The sequence below is a fragment of the Streptomyces sp. CB01373 genome, assembly GCF_002803075.1.
GTDB lineage: Bacteria > Actinomycetota > Actinomycetes > Streptomycetales > Streptomycetaceae > Streptomyces.
Genome location: NZ_NNBK01000035.1, coordinates 1 through 17,683, shown reverse-complemented (window position 1 = coordinate 17,683; position 17,683 = coordinate 1). Strand labels below are relative to the sequence as shown.

The window sequence follows — 17,683 nt, the reverse complement described above, 5'->3', positions numbered from 1 at the left end:
CGGCCTTGGCACAACCCACCCAACGACCAGAAACCACCAAAGTCACCGGTATTGGCCCTAGCCCTCCGCCGAGGGCTTCCTGATCGGCCCCGGTCCGCGTGCACACGCAGCGACACGCAGACCGGGCGCCATGACACCCCGGCCGGTCTTCCCCGCCGCCGGGTGACAGCGGGTCGGACGTCGAGCTCAGACGTCGATGTCGAAGAAGAAGAGCTGCACCAGGCGGTGGGTGCCGTGCTCCCCCGCGAAGTGCTCGTACGACGTGGCCGAGTGCATGAGTTTCGCGTCCCAGATCACCAACCGGTTGTACTGCCCGGAGATCGACTCGATCAGCTCCCAGTTGTCCTCGTGCTCGAGGTTGTACGGGTCGTAGACGACCGAGCGTGCGGCCTCGACGGCCTCGGAGCTGCCGAGGCGCGCCGCCTCCAGCGGGTGGGTGGGCGCACGCCGGCAGCCGTGGATCCTGTCGCGCCAGAAACTGGTGCCGGCACCGGCCGGCGGGTTCGGGTTGAGGTAGATCGCGGCGGCGTAGCTCTGCGCGTCGTGGTGCCAGACCAGCGGGTCGTCGTGCGCGGTCTGCTGGAAGACGCCGTTGGCGTTGTGGCCGAGCCACTCGGTGACCGGAGTGCCGAGCAGCCGCGAGAACTCCTCGCGCAGGCCGGGCCAGAGGAACCGGTGGTCGCTGCGCAGACCTTTGAAGTACTGCGAGTCGGCGTGGTATCCGACGCTGAGCGCGATCTTGCGCACCTCGTCCGGGTCGTCGAGGAAGTCGTCCACGGAGAGCAGGTGCGGTGGGGTGGGAGTGAACAGCCGCTTGGCGGCCGGCTTGCGCTGAGCGTCCTCAAGGGTGTCGGCGGGGACCACGATCGGTAGCTGCGCCTGGCCACTGGAGATCAGGTAACCACCGTCACCGTGATCCTCCAGCACGACGGCGCCCTCACCGCCGAAGTAGACCTGCTCCCCCGGGTTGAATGGCATGGTCACACTTCCTTCGCCGTACACTGACTGACGCTCGAAGATTACGGGGCAGTTCCTGGCAAATGCCGTTTTTCGCCGCAGAATTACCCATATCGGCGCAAGCGTCGGTCGGATCGCGTCGACCTTCCTGCCGGCCGCGGCCTGCCCGCTTCCTGCGTACATTCGAGTGGTCTGCACGCCCTGCATGCCTGCCAGATGACGACGTTGTCAATACGGCCTCGTAACGTCGGCGGAAATACGGCCGGTTGAGATCAGCCGCATCCGTCCGCCCCTCCTCACTCCGTACGCCCCGCTCCGACATCGAGCCATGCAGGGAAGAGCAGATGACGTCGACCGCGACACCCAGGTTCTCCGTCTTCACCCCCAGCCACCGGCCCCGTTTCCTCGATGAGTGTCTCGCGTCGCTGCAGGCGCAGACCTGTCCGGACTGGGAGTGGATCGTCCTGCTCAACAACGGTGCCCGGTGGCGGCCCGAGCGCCCCGACGACCGGGTCCGCGTGGAGATCGCGGACGACGTCAAGGGGGTCGGAGCGACGAAGCGCCGAGCCTGTGAACTGGCCCGGGGCGAGATCCTCGTGGAGCTCGACCACGACGACCTGCTGTCGAAGGCGTGTCTGGCAGAGCTCGGCAAGGCGTTCGACTCCCACCCCGAGGCCGTCTTCGTCTACAGCAACACCGCGCAGATCACCGAGAACGGCAAGCGGGACAACGATCGCTTCGACGCGAGGTTCGGTTGGGAGTACGAGGAGGTGAGGGTCGACGGCCGCAAGTACTTGCAGGCCATCTCCCTGGCGCCGACCCCGCACAACGTCGCCTACATCTGGTACGCGCCCAACCATGTGCGGGCGTTCCGCAGGGAGAGCTACGAGAAGGCCGGCGGGTACGACCCCGCCCGTACGGTCCTGGACGACCAGGACCTGATGTGCCGGCTGTTCCACGTCGGCGACTTCCACCACATCAACCGCTGTCTGTATCTCCAGCGGGTGCACTCGGCGAACACCCAGCGCGATCCTGAGATCAACGCACACATCCAGAGCGAGACGGTCACCTTGTACGACAAGTACATCGAGGCCAACGCCCTTGCCTGGACCCGGCGGCGCGGGTTGCAGGCGCTGGACTTCCAACCGGGCGACCGCAGGCCGCCCGGCTACGTGGGCGTGGGCCGGGCCCCGGGGAAGAACGTGGACATCGTCGCGTCCCTGCCGGGGAAGCTCGACCTGGCCGACGGCTCCGTCGGCCTGATGCGGGCGGTGGACTTCCTCCCGCACGTGCCCTCGAAGGTGGCGCTGATCAACGAGCTGTACCGGCTGCTGGCACCCGGCGGCATGCTCCTCACCCTGACGCCCAGCTCCGACGGCCGCGGCGCGTACCAGGACCCGTCGCACGTCGCCCACTACAACGAGAACTCGTTCTGGTACTACACCGACGAGCAGTACCGGTCCATGGTTCCCGAACTCGAGGCCCGGTTCCAGTCCTCCCGGCTGGTCACCTACTTCCCGACCGAGTGGCACTCGAAGAACAACATCTCCTACGTGGTCGCCAACCTGATCGCGATGAAGGAGGGCGCCGCCCGGTGCGGCGGACTGCTGCTGGTCTAGGCGGCGTCCGACAAATGCCCGCGGAACAGCAGGCGCCCGGTGGACCATGTGGTTCCACCGGGCGCCTTCGACATCCTGGGGGCCTGACTCCTGCCGCATCAGACCCCGGCGAGTTCCCCTGAGCGCGGGTGGCGTCGCGCGAACTCGAGGTTCTCCCTCACACGCTCACGCTGCTCGGAGGGCAACTTGTCACTTGCCAGCAGGCGTTCACAGCATTCCTCCGATTCCTCGTACTCTCCCGACCAGTAGGCGGATACCGCGAGTTCGTCGAGCGCGCGCCACTCGTACCAGTCGGACTCGACGAACAGGTGGTCGTCGCCCGGATACGAGAGGCGTGCGGCCTTTCGCGCGAAGAGGTGGGCGAGCGGCCAGCGCTGCCCGTTGAGACGGCACCAGCGCGCGAGTTCGCCGAGCGGTTCGGCGCGTTGGGGGCGGCTCTCGTACGCACCGAGGTAGCGGTCCATCACCTCGGCCGGCGGCCGCCGCAGCTCTTCGGCGAGCTGCGCCGCGAACAGGCGGGAGCAGAAGACCTCCTCGCCCCAGCCGCCCATGCCCGCCCGGCGGTCATAGGCTTCGATCGCCTTCTCGAACTCACCGGCGCTGCGCCAGCTCTGGGCCAGGTAGAACACATAACGCTGGTTACCGGGCTCCTTGATCAGGCCCTGCTGGAGGATCTCCGCGTCTCTCAGGTACTTCTCCCGCGGGCTCTTGTCCCTGCTGCGTCCCCCTCCGCCCACGATGGCGATGGTGGCGCCTTCCAGATTCCCGAGGGTGTACCGCGATCCGCAGTCGAGGTACTCGTGCAGGACGCCGACGTAGCGCCACGGCAACCGGGTCGAGACCAGCGCGCGGCGCCGGTACCTGTACTGCCCGCCGTTGATGCCGATCCGGTAGGCGTCGAGCGTCAGCTCCGGCATTCGAGAGCCGGGCGGCATCTCCATCACGTCGTCGGCGTCCACGAAGAGCAGGTAGTCCGCGGCGGCGCGGGCGAGTTCGATCGCCTCGGTACGGCTGCCGTCGAACCCCTTCCAGGGCCGTTCATGCAGTTCGCCGGGCAGATCGCTGTAGACGTCGCGGATGATGTCCTGCGTGCCGTCGGTGGAGCCGGTGTCCACGATGACCCATGTGTCGATCAAGGGCCGTACGGATTCGAGACAGCGCCGGATCACCGGGGCCTCGTCCTTGACGATCATGTTCAGACAGACCGTTGACTTCACGGGTGCCATCCAATCCAGCTGCTCGAAGGCACGCAAAGAGGCTGGGCCGACGCGATCACGGCGGCTCGTGCATTCGAGTGGTCTGAACGGTCCGGGCGCCTGCCGGACGGCCGCACCATCGGGGCCGCCTCGTAACGTCGGTGCCGACCAGCTGTGACAGGCCAACTCCATCCGTCCGCCACCCTCCACGAAAAGTGACACAGTGAAACGTACGAGATTGTGGGCAGGACTCGCCGCGGCCGCGACGGTTGCCACCGGGGTGACCGTCTGGGCGGTTCACTCCCCCTCGGCCGGGCCGTCGGAATCCAGGGCCGGTTCAGTGGCCGGCAACGCCAAGTCGTCGGACGCGCTTCTGCGGTCCGCCCTTCAACGCCAGGTCAACCAGGATCCCCTGGGGGCCGCCCAGGACTACCGGCGCGTTCTGGAAATGGACCCCAGGAACAAGAAGGCCTGGTATGGCCTCGGGCTCATCGATCAGCAGTACGGCAGGATGGCGGACGCCCGGGCAGACTTCGAGAAGGCTCTCGACATCGATCCGCACTTCATGTCCGCGCTCTACAGCGAGGCGTACCTGCTGAGATCGAGTGACCCCGACCGGGCCATCGAGCTCCTCAGGCGTGCCGCTGCCACCGATCCGAAGGCGACATCGATCCATCTGCAACTCGGCCGGCTCCTCGCGGAGAAGGGCCGCAAGGACGAGGCGGGCGACGCGTTCCGTCGTGCGGTCGCGGTCGATCACAAGCTCCTCTCCCAAGTACCGGAAGAGTTCCGGGACGCCGCGGACCAGTGACTGCCCGGCCACTCGACAGGCGCCCGGCGGACCCCAGAGGTTCCGCCGGGCGCCTGCTATGTGCGCCGGGTGATCGTTCGCGCCGCCGCGGCCGGGGCGGCGAGCCCGGGTGCGTTCGACGCTGCACGGCCGGCGAGTGGCGCTGACGCCGATCTCCTTGATGCCGCGGCTCCGGCGCCGGGGTCTCCCGCCGGTGCCAAAGCCGCGGGCGCAACACGGACGGTGCCCCGGGGCCGAGGCCTCGGGGCACCGTCATTCACTTCCGGATGAAGCGGACGGCCTGTACTGCACAGCCGTTCGCCCGGGGTGGTTACGTCGGGTGGACGCAGACCACGTAGGCGGTGATGTCCTCCGGGTTGTCGGAGGTGGTGGTGGCCTGCCAGCCGGTGGGCGGGGTGGTGCCCACGGGGAAGGTCTCGATGAGGTCGCCGTTCGCGGCCAGGGCACCGCCACCGGTGGCGAAGTCACCCGTGTGGCAGGTCGCGGTCACCGAGTGCCTGCCGAGCTGGCTCACGACGTAGGTGGTGCCGACCGTGCCCTGGGAACCCTGGTTGCCCTGGTTACCCTGCGCGCCCTGGTTGCCCTGGTGACCCTGGTTGCCCTGGTTGCCCTGCGGACCCTGGTTGCCCTGGAAGCCCTGCGGACCCTGCTCACCCTGGAAGCCCTGGTTGCCCTGGTGACCCTGGAAGCCCTGGAAGCCCTGCGGACCCTGCTCACCCTGGAAGCCCTGGTTGCCCTGGTGGCCCTGGAAGCCCTGGTTGCCCTGCGGACCCTGGTTGCCCTGGAAGCCCTGCGGACCCTGCTCACCCTGGAAGCCCTGGTTGCCCTGGTGACCCTGGAAGCCCTGGAAGCCCTGCGGACCCTGCTCACCCTGGAAACCCTGGTTGCCCTGGTGACCCTGGAAGCCCTGCGGACCCTGGTTGCCCTGGAAACCCTGGTTGCCCTGGTGGCCCTGCGGGCCCTGGTTGCCCTGGAACCCCTGGAAGCCCATCTCACCCTGGTTGCCCTGCGCACCCTGGTGACCCTGGTTCCCCTGCGGGCCCTGGTTGCCCTGGTTGCCCTGGTGGCCCTGCGGACCCTGCTCACCCTGGTTGCCCTGCGCACCCTGGTGACCCTGCGAACCCTGGTTGCCCTGGAAACCCTGGAAACCCATCTCACCCTGGTTGCCCTGCGCACCCTGGTGACCCTGCGGACCCTGCTCACCCTGGTTGCCCTGCGCACCCTGGTGACCCTGGAAGCCCATCTCACCCTGGTTGCCCTGCGCACCCTGGTGACCCTGGTTCCCCTGCGGACCCTGCTTACCCTGTGGGCCCTGCGGACCCTGCTTGCCCTGCGGGCCCTGCGGACCCTGGTGACCCTGGTGACCCTTCTTGCCTTGCGGGCCCTGCGGACCCTGCGGACCCTGCGGGCCTTGCTTGCCCTGCGGGCCCTGCGGACCTCGCTTGCCTTCCTTGCCAGGCTTGCCTTCGCGGCCCTGCTTGCCCTGCGGACCCTGGGGGCCTTGCGGGCCCTGGGGTCCCCTGGCGCCCTGGTGACCTCGAGGGCCCTGGCCTCCGCCGCGGTGACCGCTGTCTTCGCTCAGAGCGCCGCCCGGATCGGGCATCGCCCTGACGTTGCTGACGCTGGACCTCTGGATCGCATCGGCGATGGCTGCCGTGTTCGGAACAACGTTGAGCGCGACAGCGAGCGCCCCCGTCGAGACCAGTGCGGCGGACTTAAGACGCGAACGTCGAATTGTTCTTCGGTTCAAGAGAACTTCCCCGGGATCTTGAAGGGACCAAAGGGCATACGCATGCGCGGACGCGCTTTCTCCATGCCCGTCACGTCGCACCTGGCCACGGACAAGGAAAATGTTGACTCACCGCGACCGAATTATTACAACTTGATTCCGTGTCACGGCGAGGATCACCCGTCCGGCCTCAATTCCGCAGCTGCGGCGCATATCCCTCGGAACACAGATGGACGACGGTGGAGTTGCGTCCGGAACCGCACCACCGACAGGTCGCGTCAGGGCACCATGGAACCTGTCCGATGCGCTCCGTCGCCCCTCGGGGGCGCGAGGACGGGCCGGAAGTCCTCAAGGAGGCCCAGCAGGTAGTGGCCGTATCCGCTCTTGAGCAGCGGCTGGGCCAGCTCGCGGAGCCCGTCGTCGTCGATCAGGCCGGCCCGCCAGACCGCCTCCTCCAGACAGCCGACCTTGAGGCCCTGCCGGTCCTCGATGACCCGGACGAACTCCGCGGCCTGGACCATGGAGATGAAGGTCCCGGTGTCGAGCCACGCCGTGCCCCGGTCGAGCCGGGTGACGTGCAGGGCGCCGGCCTCCAGGTAGCGGCGGTTGAGATCCGTGATCTCCAACTCGCCCCTGGCGCTGGGACGCAGGGCGCGGGCGAGTTCCACGACGTGGTTGTCGTAGAAGTAGAGTCCGGGCACCGCGTACCGGGACTTGGGCAGCGCCGGTTTCTCCTCGATGGACAGAGCGCGGCCCAGTTCGTCGAACTCCACCACTCCGTAGGCCGAGGGGTTGGCCACCTGATAGGCGAAAACCTTTCCGCCCGTCAGTCCGTCGTGGCCGGCCAGCTGTGTTCCGAGTCCGGTGCCGTGGAAGATGTTGTCGCCCAGAATGAGGGCGACCGGGCCTTCCCCGATGAAGTCGGCGCCCAGCAGGAAAGCCTGGGCAATACCCTCCGGGTGTTCCTGTGCCACGTATTCCAGCCGAAGGCCGAGTTTCCCGCCGTCCCCGAGCAACCGGCGGAAGTGATACTGATCTTCGGGGGTCGTGACGATCAGAATCTCCCGGATTCCGGCCATCACGAGTGTGGAAAGCGGGTAGTAGACCATCGGTTTGTCGAATACGGGAAGCAGTTGCTTCGACACCGAGCGGGTCAATGGCCATAGTCGCGAGCCGGTTCCCCCGGCCAACAGGATTCCGCGCATGGCATCACCATAGGCGAGTTGCCCCGAAATGCGGCTTTTCCACACGGCTTCGCGTGACTTGTCGCCCGGAACAACAGGCGCACCCGGAGTCATTCACCGTCCCGCACACCGAAGAGGCCGGGTGCGCACGCCGTTGTGCGCACCCGGCCTCTCGGGTTCGTCGCCGCGGCCGGCCGGGGCGACGTTGCAGGTCAGGGCAGGTCGGTCAGCCGGCCGCGGAGCTTTGAAGGGGACCGAGTCAGCCCAGGCGCTCGACGAGCGCGCGGTACTGGTCCCACAGCTCCTTGGGCGTGTGGTCGCCGAAGGTGTTCAGGTGCTCGGGGACCAGCCCGGCCTCCTCACGCCATACGTCCTTGTCGACCGTGAGCAGGAACTCCAGGTCGGACTCGGACAGTTCGAGGCCGTCCGTGTCCAGGGCCGCCTTGGTCGGCAGGACGCCGATCGGGGTCTCGACGCCCTCGGCGGTGCCGTCCAGGCGCTCCACGATCCACTTCAGGACGCGGCTGTTCTCGCCGAAGCCGGGCCAGACGAACTTGCCCTCGTCGTTCTTGCGGAACCAGTTGACGTAGTAGATCTTCGGCAGCTTGGACTGGTCGCCGTCACGCTGCTCGGCGGCCTTGCCGACCTTGATCCAGTGGCCCATGTAGTCGCCCATGTTGTAGCCGCAGAACGGCAGCATGGCGAACGGGTCGCGGCGCAGCTCGCCGACCTTGCCCTCGGCGGCGGCCGTCTTCTCGGAGGCGACGTTGGCGCCGAGGAAGACGCCGTGGTTCCAGTCGAACGACTCCGTCACCAGCGGCACCGCGGAGGCGCGGCGGCCGCCGAACAGGATCGCCGAGATCGGCACGCCCTTGGGGTCCTCCCACTCCGGTGCGATGATCGGACATTGCGCGGCGGGCGTGGTGAAGCGGGCGTTGGGGTGGGCGGCGGGCGTCCCGGACGCGGGGGTCCAGGAGTTGCCCTTCCAGTCGGTGAGGTGCGCCGGGGTCTCCTCCGTCATGCCCTCCCACCACACGTCGCCGTCGTCGGTCAGGGCGACGTTGGTGAAGACCGAGTTGCCCCACAGCGTCTTCATGGCGTTGGCGTTTGTGTGCTCGCCGGTGCCGGGCGCGACCCCGAAGAAACCGGCCTCGGGGTTGATCGCGTGCAGCCGGCCGTCCTCGCCGAACCGCATCCACGCGATGTCGTCACCGATGGTCTCGACGGTCCAGCCGGAGATCGTGGGCTCCAGCATGGCGAGGTTGGTCTTGCCGCAGGCGCTCGGGAAGGCGGCCGCTACGTACTTGGCCTCACCGGTGGGCGGGGTGAGCTTGAGGATCAGCATGTGCTCGGCCAGCCAGCCCTCGTCGCGCGCCATGACGGAGGCGATGCGCAGGGCGTAGCACTTCTTGCCGAGCAGCGCGTTGCCGCCGTAGCCCGAGCCGTAGGACCAGATCTCGCGGGCCTCGGGGAAGTGCGAGATGTACTTGGTGGAGTTGCACGGCCACGGGACGTCCGCCTGGCCCGGCTCCAGCGGGGCGCCCAGGGTGTGGACGGCCTTGACGAAGAAGCCGTCGTCGCCGAGCTCGTCCAGCACCGGCTGTCCCATGCGGGTCATGGTGCGCATGGACACCGCGACGTAGGCGGAGTCGGTGATCTCGACGCCGGTCGCGGACAGCGGCGAGCCCAGCGGGCCCATGCAGAACGGGACGACGTACATCGTCCGGCCCTTCATCGAGCCGCGGAATATTCCTCCCTTGCCGTCGGCCCCCTGGAAGATCTCCCGCATCTCGGCGGGCGCCTTCCAGTGGTTGGTCGGGCCGGCGTCCTGCTCCTTCTCGGAACAGATGAACGTCCGGTCCTCCACGCGGGCCACGTCGGACGGGTCCGAGGCCGCGTAGTAGGAGTTGGGGCGCTTGATCGGGTCGAGTTTCCGGAAGGTGCCCTTCTGGACGAGCTCCCCGCACAGGCGCTCGTACTCGGCCTCGGATCCGTCACACCAGACCACGCTGTCCGGCTGCGTCAGTTCGGCGATCTCATTGACCCACGAGATCAGTTCCTTGTGGTGGGTGGGGATGACGGGGGGAGCCGCGATGTCGCGCGCCACGATCGCTCCTAAATGAGGGGTTTTTTGTCTTGTCGCCCCGTGGGGGCTGCGACCCGGACGCTTCGTAGCCGCTCATCCGGTGCCGACCGCACTCATTTGATCATCCGACGAGAGCGCCCATCTGTCCAGGGGGCGTCACAGGTGAGCGACGTGAGTAATGCCACGATTCCCGCGATTCTTTGCGTCCACGTTGGGTTCGACTGAAGGTCTTTTTGCGTTCGGGCCGGTCTTCGGCGCTCACGGTCCGGGTCCGACACGCGACCTACCGTCCCGTCGGTACGATGCGCGCATGACTGCGTCCGCCTCCGACGCGCCCCTGGACACGCCGGCCGCCGGCCGCGGTCCCGTCGCGCCCACCCTGCCGCACCCGGTCAAGCCGAAGCTGCGCGGCTGGCTGCATCTGGGCATGTTCCCGGCCGTACTCGTCGCGGGGCTCGCACTCACCGCGCTGGCCGGCTCCGCCCGCGGGCGGATCGCCTGCGGGATCTACGCCCTCACCGCCTGCCTGCTCTTCGGCGTCAGCGCCCTGTACCACCGGGGCAACTGGGGGCCGCGCATGGGCGGCGTGCTGCGCCGGCTCGATCACGCCAACATCTTCCTGATCATCGCGGGCACGTACACGCCGCTCACCCTGCTCCTCCTGCCCGGCGCCAAGGGGCAGTGGCTGCTGTGGGGCATATGGGGCGCGGCGGCCGCCGGCATCGCCTTCCGCGTCTTCTGGGTCGGCGCCCCGCGCTGGCTCTACACCCCCTGCTACATCGCGATGGGCTGGGCGGCCGTGTTCTTCCTGCCGGACTTCCTGCGCACCGGCGGCATCGCCGTCCTGATCCTGGTCGTCGTCGGCGGACTCCTCTACAGCGCGGGCGGCGTGGTCTACGGCATCAAGCGGCCGAACCCGTCGCCAAGCTGGTTCGGCTTCCACGAGGTCTTCCACTCGTTCACGCTGGCCGCCTTCGTGGTGCACTACGTGGGCATCTCGCTGGTCGCGTACCAGCACGTGTAACCCGCCACCCCCTCCCCCACCCGGCCACGGCTCGTACGAGCCGTGGCCGTTTCCGTGCGCCCGAAAGCCCTCCGAGGAACCCCGGAGCGCATTCGACAGTGAATCACGATTGACAGGCATTATATTTTGCGAGCTACTGTCATTTCATGGCTACTCTCACCCAAGCTGAAGACGTGCGACGCGATCCCCGCCGCTGGTGGGCCCTCTCGGCCCTGGTCGCGAGCATGCTGGTGCTCGGCTTCGACATGACAATCCTCAACGTGGCGCTGCCGACCATGGCGAAGGAGCTCGGCGCCTCGACCGGGCAGCAGCAGTGGATGGCGGACGCGTACGTCGTCGTCTTCGCCGCGCTGATGCTCCCCGCCGGGCTCCTCGGCGACCGGTTCGGACGACGGCTGATGCTGATCGCCGGGCTCGCGGTCTTCCTCGCCGGTTCCGTGGTGGGCGCCCTGACCGGCGACGTCGGCGGAGTGATCGCCGCCCGTGCGGTCATGGGTGTCGGCGCGGCCCTCGTCATGCCGCTCGCGCTGTCCGTGCTGCCCTCGCTGTTCGGGCCCGAGGAGCGCGCCAAGGCGGTCGGCGTCATCTCGGCGGCCTCCGCGCTCGGCCTGCCGCTCGGCCCGATCATCGGCGGCTGGCTGCTGAACCACTTCTGGTGGGGCTCGGTCTTCCTCATCAACGTGCCCATGGCCGGCCTCGGTGTCGCGGCCTGCCTCCTGTTGCTCCCCGAGACCCGCGATCCGGCCTCGCCGAAGGTCGGCGCGCTGTCCGCGGCACTCACCGCAACCGGTCTCGGCGTGCTCGTCTACGCGATCATCGAGGCGCCCGGCCGCGGCTGGGGCGACCCGCTGGTGCTCGCCGCGTTCACGGCGGCCGCCGTCCTCCTGGCCGGGCTCGTCCTGCGCGAACGCCGCGAGGCCCGCCCCATGCTCGACATGACGCTGCTCGCCCGGCGAGGCTTCCTGTTCAACACGATCGCCGCGACCCTCGTGATGTTCGTGCTGAGCGGCCTGATGTTCGTGCTGCCGCCCTACCTCCAGGCCGTGCTCGGCCACGACGCGCTCGGCACCGGGGTGCGCCTGCTGCCCATGATGGGCGGGCTGCTGGTCGCCGCGAAGGGCGCGCAGCCGGTCGTCGCCCGGTTCGGACCGCGGGCCGTGGTCACCGCGGGCCTGGTGGTGCTCGCCTTCGCCGCGCTGCTGGGCAGCCGTACGACGGTGGACTCCGGCTACGGCTTCACCGCGCTGTGGCTGTCGATCGCCGGTCTCGGCTTCGGCTTCTCCGTCGTCCCGGCCATGGACGGGGCGCTGGCCGCCCTGCCCGCCGACCGGGCGGGCAGCGGCTCCGGCCTGCTGATGACGCTGCGCCAGGTCGGCGGCGCGGTCGGCATCGCCCTGCTCGGCAGCCTCCTGGCGAGCGCCTTCCGGCAACGGCTGGACGTCACCGGGCTGCCCGCCGGCACCGCGCACACCGCCGAACGGTCCGTGGTCGCGGCACACCTCGTCGCCGAGAGGACGGGCTCGGCGCACCTGGCGGCCTCCGCGAACGGCGCGTACGTGCACGGCATGGGCCTGGTGCTGCTGGTGGGCGGCATCGCCTCGGTGGTGGCGGCGCTGCTGGCGGCCGCGTTCCTGCCGGGCGGCGCCCGCGGCGCCGTGGAGGCCGAGCCGGGGGAGGACCCGGCCATGGCCCGGTCCTGACCCGATGCCGGACAATGACCTTCATGACGGCCGCACGTACCAGCACCCCAGCCGACCGCCCCCCGATGGGACTGAGGGAACGCAAGAAGCTCAAGACCCGGCAGGCGATCCGTACGGCGACGTACGCGCTGATCGAGGAGCAGGGGTACGACGCCACGACGATCGAGCAGATCGCCGACCGCGCCGAGGTGTCGCCGTCGACCGTCTTCCGGTACTTCCCGACCAAGGAGGACATCGTCCTCACGGACGAGTACGACGAGATCATGCTGGCGGAGTTGCGGGCCCGGCCCGTCGACGAGCCGTGGATGGACTCCCTCCGGCATGTGATGCACAGGGCCCTCGCGCTGGGAATGAGCGACGAGCCCGAGGTGTCCCGGCTGCGCGCCCGGCTGGGCGTCGAGGTTCCCGCGGTTCGCGCCCGGATGATGGAGAGCATGTCGGAAGCCGGCCTGCTCATCCGCCAGGCCATCGCGGCCCGCACCGGCCTGGACCCGGACAGCCTGGAGGTGCGGGTCTTCGCCATGTCCCTCATGGGCGGGCTGATGGAAGTCTCCCTGTACTGGGCCGAGAACGGGTGCGAGGGCGAGCTGAGCGACCTCATGGACCAAGCCATGGACGTCCTGGAACACGGACTCCCCACCGTAAATCCGTGAGCCCGCGGCCCACCGCCCGTGCCATCCTGTCCGGGTGAACGGTCCCGAGATCCACGTCGGGTTCGACCCCGGCCTGCACCTGTTCGTCCCGCACCACCGGCGCCGCGACGCCACCGCGGTCGTCACGGACGGCGTCTCGACGCTCGGCCACGTCGTGGAGTCCCTGGGCGTGCCGCTCACCGAGGTCGGCGCGCTGGTGGTGGACGGCCGCGAGGTGCCGGTGTCGTACGTGCCGCGGGCGGACGAGACGGTCCAGGTCTGCGCCGTCGCACGCCCCCAGCAGGTCCCCGGCGCTCCCCTGCGCTTCCTCCTCGACGTGCACCTGGGCACCCTCGCCCGCCGGCTGCGCCTGCTGGGCGTCGACACCGCCTACGAGTCCACCGACATCGGCGACCCGGCGCTCGCCGCCCGGTCGGCCGCCGAGAAGCGGGTCATGCTCAGCCGCGACCGGGGCCTGCTGCGCCGCCGTGAACTGTGGGCCGGCGCCTACGTCTACAGCACCCGCCCCGAGGACCAGCTCCAGGACGTCCTCGACCGCTTCCGCCCCGAGCTGCGCCCCTGGACCCGCTGCACCGCCTGCAACGGACTGGTGCGGGAGGCCACGAAGGACGAGGTCGCCGACCAGCTCGAACACGGCACGCACCGCACGTACGACGTCTTCGCCCGCTGCCTCGACTGCGGCCGCGCCTATTGGAAGGGCGCCCACCACGACCAGTTGGAGGCCATCGTGGAGCGCGCCCTGGCCGGGTACGCCGACCGGAGCTGACGTCCGGGGCCGGCGCCCCTTCGGAGTGAGCGTGCGGTGCCCTGCTCAGCCGCCGAGCGCGGTGCGCAGGCGGTCCGGGTCGGTCGTGGGGGCGTCGCAGGTGAAGTCGCGGCAGACGTAGGCGGTCGGCTCGCCGTGGACGAGAGGGCGGTCGGCGAGCAGCGGGAACTCCTCGCTGTCCGGAGTGCCGTACGCGACGACCGCGCCGGGGGCGGTGCCCAGAAGTGCCGTACGGTGCAGGGCCCTTGCCGCCGCGTCGTCGAGGGACGGGCCGACGACCGCGACCTCGCGCGGGCCGTCCAGCAAGGCCTCGGCGACGGCGAGACCCCAGCCGGTGAAGCGCGGAACGCGCGGGCCGAGCGCGCCCACCACGCCCAACGCCCGCTCGGCGGCGGTGCGGTGGGTCTCGGAACCCGTGTGGGCGGCGTAGCCGAGCAGGGCGCCGGCGGCCGCCGACCAGCCGGAGGGGGTGGCGTTGTCGGTGGGGTCCTGGGGCCGGCGGATCAACTGCTCGGCATCGGCGGCCGTGTCGTACAGGGCGCCCGTCTCCGGGTCGGCGAACCGGGTGAGCACATGTCCGAGGAGCAGCCCGGCGAACTCCAGCCAGACGCCCTCGCCGGTGACGGAGGCCAGGGCGAGGAAACCCTCGGCGACGTCGGCGTAGTCCTCCAGCACCCCGGCGTTCGCTCCGGCCCGGCCGTCCTTGCTGGTACGGCGCAGCGCGGCGTGCTCGTCCATGTGCAGCCGGACCAGCAGATCGGCGGCGCCGACCGCGGCCTCGACCAGGTCCGGGCGGTCGAAGTAGGCCCCGGTCTCGGCGAGGGCGGCGATCGCCAGCCCGTTCCAGGCGGCGACGACCTTGTCGTCCCGGCCGGGTGCCGGACGCTCGGCCCGCTTCGCCAGCAGCCGGCGCCGCACGGACTCGACCCGGTCGGCATCGAACACGCCCTCCTGCACGGGGAGTTGCAGAACGGAGGCGCCCTGTTCGAAGGTGCCCTCCTCGGTCACGCCGAAGCAGCGGGCGGCGAGTTCGGCGTCCTCGGCGCCGAGTGCCTCCCTCAGCTGCTCGGGGGTCCACACGTAGTAGGCGCCCTCGACGTGCCGGCCCGTGCCGCCCTCCCGTCTCCCACCACCGCCCTTCTGAGGACGCGCTTCGCGCGGCACCTCTTCTTCGCTGTCGGCGTCCAGGGCCGAGGCGAACCCGCCTTCGGCGGTGCGCAGTTCGCGCACCATGAAGTCGGCGGTCGCGAGGGCCACCCTGCGGGCGAAGTCGGAGCCGGTGGCCCGCCACAGGTGGGCGTAGACCCGGCACAGCAGGGCGTTGTCGTACAGCATCTTCTCGAAGTGGGGAACCAAAGGTCCACCACCCCTCGGCGTGAGTACGTACCGGTGGAATCCGCCTCCCACCTGGTCGTACAGGCTCGAACGAGCCATCGCGCCGCACAGCCCTTCTGCCATTTCCAGCGCCGCCACGGACCCGGCCCGTGCGTGGTGACGCAACAGGAACTCGATCGCCATCGACGGCGGGAACTTGGTGTCTCCCTTGAACCAGGAGCTCGCGGGATCGATATCCCGGGTCAGTTGGAGGAGGGCCAGGGCCTGGGTCTCCTCGGTGGGCGCCCTGACATCCCCGGTGCTCAACTCCCGCCCGGCAAGGTCCCGGGTGATCTTCCCCGCGACTTCTCCCACCTCGTCCCGTCGGCTTGTCCAGGCGCCGTGCACGCCTTCAAGCACCTGCCGGAAGGACGGCATGCCATGGCGAGCCTCGGGCGGGAAATAGGTGCCGAAGTAGAAGGGCTCCCCCTCGGGCGTCATGAACACGGACATGGGCCAGCCACCCTGCCCTGTGGCGGCCTGCACGGCCTCCATATAGACGGCGTCGACGTCGGGTCGCTCTTCACGGTCCACCTTGACGGACACGAAGTGCTCGTTCATGTACGCAGCGTTGTCGTCGTCCTCGAACGACTCGTGCGCCATGACGTGACACCAATGGCAGGCGCTGTAGCCGACGCTCAAGAACATGGGAACATCGCGCCGCCGGGCTTCTTCAAACGCGTCGGCCCCCCATGGCCACCAGTCAACGGGGTTGTCCGCGTGCTGGAGGAGGTACGGGGACGTGGCCTGCGCGAGTCGGTTGGGCATACCCCCATCCTTGCGCAACCGTCTCGGCCACGCCCATGCGCCACAGGGACAGCACACAAACGGGGCGGAGGGTTATCGGCTCAGTGCTCGCGGGACGAGCCCCTCAACCTGGGCATCCACGGGCAGCGCCCTCTCGCGGGCGCGGCAGCCGATGGGCCGGTACTCGAAGACCTGGTCGGGATCGGCGACGCGTTCCAGGGTGTGGCCCTCACCGCCAGCCTGACCTCCGGGCTTGCGGCCACTGGGCCGACACGACGCTTGACCAGACCCACGGACGGACGAAAGAGCCGATCGCGCCCAAGCCACACAGAGACATGAGCCGTCACGTGGCGGCATCCCAGTCGGCGAACGTCTCGGCGATAGCGCGGGGAATGTGCTCCATGAGTTCGTCCGGGGTTCCGACGAGTGCGGCCATCTCGTCTTACACGGAGTCGGTGGAGGGGCATCCGGATTACCTCTCATAGGCGGTTTCTTCAGTTCTATATCCTCACTTCGTCACCGCATGGAAACGCGGCATCCGCACTGCCTCAGCACGATCATGCAGGGCATGTAAACGCCCTCACTCAGTGACTGGTGAGTAGATTGCCTATCGGAGAAGAGGACAAGGGGCCTCAGAACCTGGCCGCACACTTCGGACTCACTTCTTGGTGATTGTGTCCTTCTTCGACAGCCAGTCGAACTCGAGCCGTTCCAAGATCGGGGTGTGGTCCCCCTGTCGTGCGGCGGGCTTGATCGTGATCCCCTTCTTTCCAAGGACGCACTTCAGGAGCATCCGCTTGTCCGTCATGTCAGCCGCTTCCCATGCCTCACGCAGGTTGTCGACCTGAGTGAGGGGCGAGAGGTCTGCCTCCGCGTCCAACGCCTCAAGGGCCGCAGCGGTGCTCTCGATAACGGTGCGCTGTCCTTCGCTCAGCTCCTCGAAGCGCTCTTCGTCCATCTTCCCGTACACGTAGAAGTCGTCTTCGAGCTTCTTCACACGTCGCTGGGCGGCCTCAAGGGCCTTCTGAGCCTCTTCCTTCTTCGTCTGCGTTTCGGGGTCCGCGAAGGCGAGCCACCGGCGGGCTATCTCGATGATCACCGGGTCACCCGGCTCAAGGGCCGTGATGTGGTGGATCCAAGCCTGTCCAACCGCGTGGTCGATGCGGTCGGCGAGGGTCACCACTCCCTCGCAGATCGACTTGCCCCGGGTCTGCCGGACCTCGCACCGGTAGCGTCCGCCACGGTGGCTCATCGAGCCACCACACGGTTCAAGCTCCCCAGTGCCGTTCTTGTCCCGCATCCGCCCGCAGCGATAGCTCCCCGTCCCGAGGTACTTCGCTTCCGGCTTCCCCTTCGCCCACCGTTCATCGGTCCGTTCGGCGATGAGGGCCTTGATCTTGAACCACTCGCCCGGTGTTACAACCCCTCGGCCGCACATAACGACTTCACCCTTCTCGTTGCGCAGGGGCTCGCCATACCCCTCCCAACTGTCCAAAGGATTACCGTGCTCGTCCGTCTTGCGTCGCCGGACCGGGACCATACCCGCGAAGAGCGGGGACTGAGCCAGCTTGCTCACGGCCGTGGGCGACCAGGTGGCACCGCTCCGGGTCCGGTACCCCTCCCTATTGAGCTGGTGAGCCGTGTCCTTCGTCGTCTTCTTTTCGAGCAAGAGGTCCGCCAGCCTGCGAGCCGTATCGTACTCGTCGGAATGGGGTTGGACCTTGCCGCTTCCGGGCGCACTGTAGAGCCCGAACGGGGGCCTGCCCGTTCCCCTCCGGGTCACGTCCGCTGGAGTGGTGTATCGACGGCCACTCGGTGATCTCGTTTGAGGCTATGC

General features: G+C 68.8%; 13 protein-coding genes. 6 read left to right on the top strand and 7 right to left on the bottom strand.

Translation table 11 applies throughout. From position 1 onward, the window contains the following. Positions 1 to 186 precede the first annotated feature (186 nt). Entirely contained in the window at positions 187 to 978 is a 792-nt protein-coding gene (locus CG719_RS35080; RefSeq protein ID WP_100572749.1) for a DUF6445 family protein, read from the bottom strand. 323 nt (positions 979 to 1,301) lie between these two features. Between CG719_RS35080 and CG719_RS35075 the strand changes: the two genes are divergently transcribed. After that, the gene (locus CG719_RS35075; protein ID WP_100572748.1) at positions 1,302 to 2,576 is read left to right on the top strand and encodes a glycosyltransferase; all 1,275 of its coding nucleotides are present in this window, start codon (positions 1,302 to 1,304) and stop codon (positions 2,574 to 2,576) included. A gap of 98 nt (positions 2,577 to 2,674) precedes the next feature. Here CG719_RS35075 and CG719_RS35070 read toward each other — a convergent pair whose 3' ends face one another. Next, positions 2,675 to 3,793: a glycosyltransferase gene (locus CG719_RS35070; protein WP_199836901.1), complete on the bottom strand. Its 1,119-nt coding sequence runs from the start codon at positions 3,791 to 3,793 to the stop codon at positions 2,675 to 2,677. Positions 3,794 to 4,112: 319 nt separating this feature from the next. Between CG719_RS35070 and CG719_RS35065 the strand changes: the two genes are divergently transcribed. Next, complete coding sequence (locus tag CG719_RS35065) at positions 4,113 to 4,583, top strand: tetratricopeptide repeat protein (protein WP_159025039.1); 471 nt, start codon at positions 4,113 to 4,115, stop codon at positions 4,581 to 4,583. Positions 4,584 to 4,893: 310 nt separating this feature from the next. On the opposite strand, the gene CG719_RS35060 is transcribed toward CG719_RS35065, so the two are convergent. From CG719_RS35060 to CG719_RS35050, 3 genes are all read right to left on the bottom strand, one after another. Further along, positions 4,894 to 5,826: a hypothetical protein gene (locus CG719_RS35060; protein WP_234375926.1), complete on the bottom strand. Its 933-nt coding sequence runs from the start codon at positions 5,824 to 5,826 to the stop codon at positions 4,894 to 4,896. A 764-nt stretch (positions 5,827 to 6,590) separates the two neighbouring features. Beyond that, positions 6,591 to 7,517: a glucose-1-phosphate thymidylyltransferase RfbA gene (rfbA, locus tag CG719_RS35055; RefSeq protein ID WP_100572745.1), complete on the bottom strand. Its 927-nt coding sequence runs from the start codon at positions 7,515 to 7,517 to the stop codon at positions 6,591 to 6,593. Positions 7,518 to 7,755: 238 nt separating this feature from the next. Next, positions 7,756 to 9,603 (bottom strand): phosphoenolpyruvate carboxykinase (GTP), encoded by a 1,848-nt coding sequence (locus CG719_RS35050; protein ID WP_100572744.1) that lies wholly within the window; start codon positions 9,601 to 9,603, stop codon positions 7,756 to 7,758. A 289-nt stretch (positions 9,604 to 9,892) separates the two neighbouring features. Between CG719_RS35050 and trhA the strand changes: the two genes are divergently transcribed. The 4 genes from trhA (at position 9,893) to CG719_RS35030 (ending at position 13,725) form a co-directional block, all read left to right on the top strand. Then, positions 9,893 to 10,606 (top strand): PAQR family membrane homeostasis protein TrhA, encoded by a 714-nt coding sequence (trhA, locus tag CG719_RS35045; protein ID WP_100572743.1) that lies wholly within the window; start codon positions 9,893 to 9,895, stop codon positions 10,604 to 10,606. A gap of 146 nt (positions 10,607 to 10,752) precedes the next feature. Beyond that, positions 10,753 to 12,306: an MFS transporter gene (locus CG719_RS35040; RefSeq protein ID WP_100572742.1), complete on the top strand. Its 1,554-nt coding sequence runs from the start codon at positions 10,753 to 10,755 to the stop codon at positions 12,304 to 12,306. Positions 12,307 to 12,329: 23 nt separating this feature from the next. Beyond that, positions 12,330 to 12,959 (top strand): TetR/AcrR family transcriptional regulator, encoded by a 630-nt coding sequence (locus CG719_RS35035; RefSeq protein WP_442802771.1) that lies wholly within the window; start codon positions 12,330 to 12,332, stop codon positions 12,957 to 12,959. A 34-nt stretch (positions 12,960 to 12,993) separates the two neighbouring features. Continuing rightward, entirely contained in the window at positions 12,994 to 13,725 is a 732-nt protein-coding gene (locus CG719_RS35030; protein ID WP_100572740.1) for a Mut7-C RNAse domain-containing protein, read from the top strand. 45 nt (positions 13,726 to 13,770) lie between these two features. Here CG719_RS35030 and CG719_RS35025 read toward each other — a convergent pair whose 3' ends face one another. Both CG719_RS35025 and CG719_RS35020 read right to left on the bottom strand, forming a co-directional pair. Next, positions 13,771 to 15,867 carry a thioredoxin domain-containing protein gene (locus tag CG719_RS35025; RefSeq protein WP_199836899.1) on the bottom strand — a complete coding sequence of 699 codons (2,097 nt, stop codon included), beginning with the start codon at positions 15,865 to 15,867 and terminating at the stop codon, positions 13,771 to 13,773. 637 nt (positions 15,868 to 16,504) lie between these two features. Further along, positions 16,505 to 17,629 (bottom strand): recombinase family protein, encoded by a 1,125-nt coding sequence (locus tag CG719_RS35020; protein WP_100572738.1) that lies wholly within the window; start codon positions 17,627 to 17,629, stop codon positions 16,505 to 16,507. Positions 17,630 to 17,683 lie beyond the last annotated feature (54 nt).